The sequence below is a fragment of the Moritella sp. genome (genome assembly GCF_013215705.1).
In the GTDB taxonomy this organism is placed as follows: Bacteria; Pseudomonadota; Gammaproteobacteria; order Enterobacterales; family Moritellaceae; genus Moritella.
In genome coordinates this window covers 1-3,872 of the sequence record NZ_JABSQR010000053.1, presented here as the reverse complement: position 1 = coordinate 3,872, position 3,872 = coordinate 1, and the positions used below count along the sequence as shown (strand labels likewise).

Sequence of the window (3,872 nt, the reverse complement as noted above, 5' to 3'; positions counted from 1 at the left end):
ATTAATCCGGTATATCAAAATTACCAATGCACGTTTAACAAAAATAGAAGGGGAATCTAATGGAAATTGATGCGGCTGTTTTAGGGTATATCGAATGCAATACCTGTAAAGACCCTAAGGCTATCAAGCAGGGTAAAGGTAAACGCAAAAACTTTGTGCATGGCCGTTGTCAATGTGGACCCGATACTCGAACTGGTGTGGCAGCGCAAACGGAATTAAGCGCATTTAAACCATTAGATATTGTGAAAGCACTCATTGCAGCAAAGCAGCCACCGCCAGTTAAACCGAATAATGAACAATCTAAACCTAATGCAGATGGAATAAATGAACAATCGCAAACGGAATCTAAACCAAATACCGATATGGAATCTAAACCCAATGACGAACCAGAAAGCGAAACATTGAATCTTTCTAAGTGTGTGGGTTTAGGGAGCGTTATTGGGCTTATATTCGGTTTAATTATTAGATAAGAATCACAAACAAAGGCAATCAAATGGAAAATTTAGACAATATCGAAACGGAAGCGCTACCAGTTGACGAGCAAATCAGTGTACACAGCGAACTTGACGAAAAGGAATTACTGAATTCACTCGGTGAAGATTTTAATCCCGATACTGTTATCGACAAAAAATCACAGAAAGAAATGCTTTTAGAGCAAGGCGCTATGTCGGCCACTGCCGTTCTTGGCGTTGGTGAGCAAATGTTGAAGCAATTCGGTCATAAGCAATTTGCATTTGATGAAGCGCAAGTTGAAAACGTAGCAAAAGCTGCTGCACCACTGTTTGTAAAATATAACGGAGAGTTACCACCCTGGTTAGCGCAATACAAAGAAGAAATTATGTTTACCTTTGCTGCAGGTGCATTAGGTTTCGGCTCTTATTCACAAATTAAAGCCTTAAAGAAAATCGATAAAGAAAAAGAAGTTAAGCCAACTGAGCCCGAAGTGGAAAATTCACAATCGGAGAGCATATCTAATGCAACCGATTAACCCGAATAATAAACTAAAAAATGGCCATGTATTCGCTGTTGGTATGAGTGGCAGCGGTAAAACATCGGCGGCTAAAAAGTTATTTATAAAACCCGCTGACCAAGTAGCAATATTCGACCCCGTTGGAGACTATGAAGGTAAGTTAGCAGGGCGCATTGTGCGCCGTTATAAAACCATTAAAGAATTTGCCGCCGCATTAATTGCTGGTCGTAAAACTGAGCAAGGCTTTAAAGTCTCGTTTCAGCCTGACTTTGAAACCACACCCGCTGATTTTGATAAGTTCTGTCAAATCGTTTGGGCGGTGGGTAACGGCAAACATAAGAAACCATTAAAAGTAATTTGTGAAGAGGTGGCCGAACACAGTTTAAGTGCAGGTAAAGCGGCGGGCTATCATGGCAAGATATTGCGTTTAGGCCGTAAATTTAATATTCACACAATCAACTTGTTTCAACGTGGCCAAGAAGTATCAAAAACCATCATAGATAACTGTCAACGTGCTTGTGTAATGATGCAAAAAACCAATGCCAGCGCCGTCTATTTAGAGCGCATGACAGGTATTCCATCGGAAGCAATTGAGCCATTAGAACCGCTTGAGTATCTATTGCAAGACGGTAAAGAATATAAAAAGGGCAAAATACACTGGTAAAGTGTGACTCAAGTCAAATCTAAACGGAATCCACTGAAAATAGTATTAGGAATCAAACGGAATAAATATTGTTTACTGAAAGCCAATCCCAAACGGGACTGGCTTTTTTTTAACTTAATTTATATAGGTAAACAATAAATGAAAAAATCACATCTTATTACAGCGGGTATCGCGTTTGCTGTTGCCGCCGTGGTTGTCTGGTCGTCAAACAACGTTGAATCCGCTAAAAAGGCGCTTGGTAAGGACGGGTGGTTTTAATGTCTGCTCCAACTAAATTAAATTCGTTTACAGGTACGGGTTATGGCGAAAAAGCAGTGCTAACACTGCCGATTGGTCCTACTTATGACGAAATTTTTATTGAAACAAATCTCAGCGCTGCGCAATTACGCCGCGTGACTATCACGCTTAATGCAGATGAAATCATCGTCCTTGACGGTGAATTTATTGACAAGCTTGAAGCGTATAAAGGCTTAGCTAAAACAGCCGGATTTTTCACTATCCCACTGGCTGATGTTTCCGCTAAAACTAAAAACGGCATGAACTACACCGGATTAGTGACAGAAGCGGGTGACAACATCACCTTAGAAATTGAAATCGCTGAAACCACTAGCGGTACGCCGCCAGCCATTAAACTGCAAGCATGGGCGACTGTTTCAGCGCGTCAACCTGCGCGTATTGTGGTACCACAAATCAAAAAACACACCATGCAAGCCAGCTCAACAGAAAACGAGTTCTTGGATATGGTTTCAAGTCCGTTATTGCTTGTTCGCCGTATGCATTTTTTAAGTGGTGAAATTCACGCTATTCAGATTTACCGCGATTTTGTGAAAGTGCATGATTCAAGTAAATCACTTGAAACAATGCGCGCCAAACGAAATCGCCGTTTCTGGCAACCTGATATCTATCATTTTGACCCGATTATGCGTGGCTATTACATTGATGAACTCTTTGCTACGGCACATGGTTCTGAGCTGAAATTCACTGTTAAGACGAATCAGCCTGTGGGCTCAATTCCAATTCTTGTTGAGTCGGTATTGATTGTTCGTCCTGACCTTATTCGATAGGGGGTTGCGATGGCTTGGTATGATGATATGTCGGATTTTGGGGCTGATTTCCTTGATGATGTTGGCGAGGGTTTGAGTAGCTTACTTGACGATGCTGGCGATGGGTTGGGCAACTTGATTGATGGCGCTACCCTTAAGACAAAAAAAGAAGCCTCAACCAACTCTAAAACAATACAGCAACCAGACGCACCAGTGAAAGATAACCACGGTAATGCGGTCACAGGGAGAGTGAGACATCCGCAACCTGCGGATAAAACCTTGTGGTATATCGGTGGTGGTTTAGGCGTGGCAGTGGTGTTTATTGGTCTGATTATCGCGCTAAAAAATTAAGGGGGTAAAGATGCCATTAATATTTTTACTGCCTGTGTTAGCGGGAGGCCTCGGGTTCGGGGTCGGTTTTTGGAGCGGTTCGAGCGCAACCAAGTTATTAAAATTGGGTGCTGTGGGCGGCGGTTGTTATATGGCTTATCAAGCCATTAAGGGGGCTAAATGATTCCGGGCATGGGTGGATTAACAGGCGGTATTTCTGGCGGCGCTGGCGGTATGCCGATTAGTGCGGGCGGTGGTGCTGCGGGTGATTCCACTGCAACCAGCGACTCAAGTTTTGGCGGAATAAGAACGGGTTCAATTAATATGGGTGGCAGTGGCCTTACTGCGCAGTTACCCATGATTGCAATGGTTTGTGTGTTGTTATTTGTGATGGTGAAAAAATGAATATTACATATATAAATCCAGTTCGCGCCGATATTAACGCGCACTTAGCCCTGTTAAAACCTGCCTTTGCTGGTCTTGAGCTTGCCAAAGAAGAATATCAATTTTGTTGTGATGCGGTGCGTAATAAGCAAGCGGGCTTATATCAAATCAAAGGGCGTGATGTAGATGCGCGTTTTGTTGGGATTGTTACCCAAGACAATGAATATTTGATTTTGGCGTTAACGGGTCGCGGCTTAGTTTCTGCGGCGCAATCAATTATTGACACGGTAAGCGGTCAACGTTATCGGGCTATTAAGTTTCACACGATTAAATCAGGCATGACGCGTATTTTACGCCGTTTTGGTTTCGTCGTTAGCCAAGTGACCAATGACACGGTACTTACTTTAGATTTGGAGGGCTGTTAAATGGGAGGTGGTGGCAGTACTCAAAGTACCAATAAAACAACCAATACCAATACCTC

General features: G+C 42.8%; 8 protein-coding genes. All 8 read left to right on the top strand.

The genetic code is table 11. The annotated features are described in order from the left end of the window. The first annotated feature begins 59 nt into the window (after positions 1-59). The 8 genes from HRT96_RS21800 to HRT96_RS21765 all read left to right on the top strand — a co-directional run bounded on the left by HRT96_RS21800 (position 60) and on the right by HRT96_RS21765 (position 3,816). Positions 60-470 carry a hypothetical protein gene (locus HRT96_RS21800; RefSeq protein WP_293160792.1) on the top strand — a complete coding sequence of 137 codons (411 nt, stop codon included), beginning with the start codon at positions 60-62 and terminating at the stop codon, positions 468-470. Between the two features lie 23 nt (positions 471-493). After that, positions 494-988: a hypothetical protein gene (locus tag HRT96_RS21795; protein ID WP_293160789.1), complete on the top strand. Its 495-nt coding sequence runs from the start codon at positions 494-496 to the stop codon at positions 986-988. Continuing rightward, positions 975-1,634, top strand: a complete 660-nt coding sequence (locus HRT96_RS21790) for an ATP-binding protein (RefSeq protein WP_293160786.1) — start codon at positions 975-977, stop codon at positions 1,632-1,634. Before HRT96_RS21795 ends, HRT96_RS21790 begins: the two co-directional genes overlap by 14 nt. A gap of 257 nt (positions 1,635-1,891) precedes the next feature. After that, a complete protein-coding gene (locus tag HRT96_RS21785) occupies positions 1,892-2,698 on the top strand; it encodes a major capsid protein P2 (protein ID WP_293160783.1) in 807 nt (268 codons plus the stop codon). 9 nt (positions 2,699-2,707) lie between these two features. Next, positions 2,708-3,028, top strand: a complete 321-nt coding sequence (locus HRT96_RS21780; RefSeq protein WP_293160780.1) for a hypothetical protein — start codon at positions 2,708-2,710, stop codon at positions 3,026-3,028. Between the two features lie 10 nt (positions 3,029-3,038). Beyond that, complete coding sequence (locus HRT96_RS21775; protein WP_293160776.1) at positions 3,039-3,191, top strand: hypothetical protein; 153 nt, start codon at positions 3,039-3,041, stop codon at positions 3,189-3,191. Next, positions 3,188-3,412 carry a hypothetical protein gene (locus HRT96_RS21770; protein WP_293160774.1) on the top strand — a complete coding sequence of 75 codons (225 nt, stop codon included), beginning with the start codon at positions 3,188-3,190 and terminating at the stop codon, positions 3,410-3,412. Before HRT96_RS21775 ends, HRT96_RS21770 begins: the two co-directional genes overlap by 4 nt. Next, positions 3,409-3,816, top strand: a complete 408-nt coding sequence (locus HRT96_RS21765) for a hypothetical protein (protein WP_293160772.1) — start codon at positions 3,409-3,411, stop codon at positions 3,814-3,816. Before HRT96_RS21770 ends, HRT96_RS21765 begins: the two co-directional genes overlap by 4 nt. Positions 3,817-3,872: the final 56 nt, after the last annotated feature.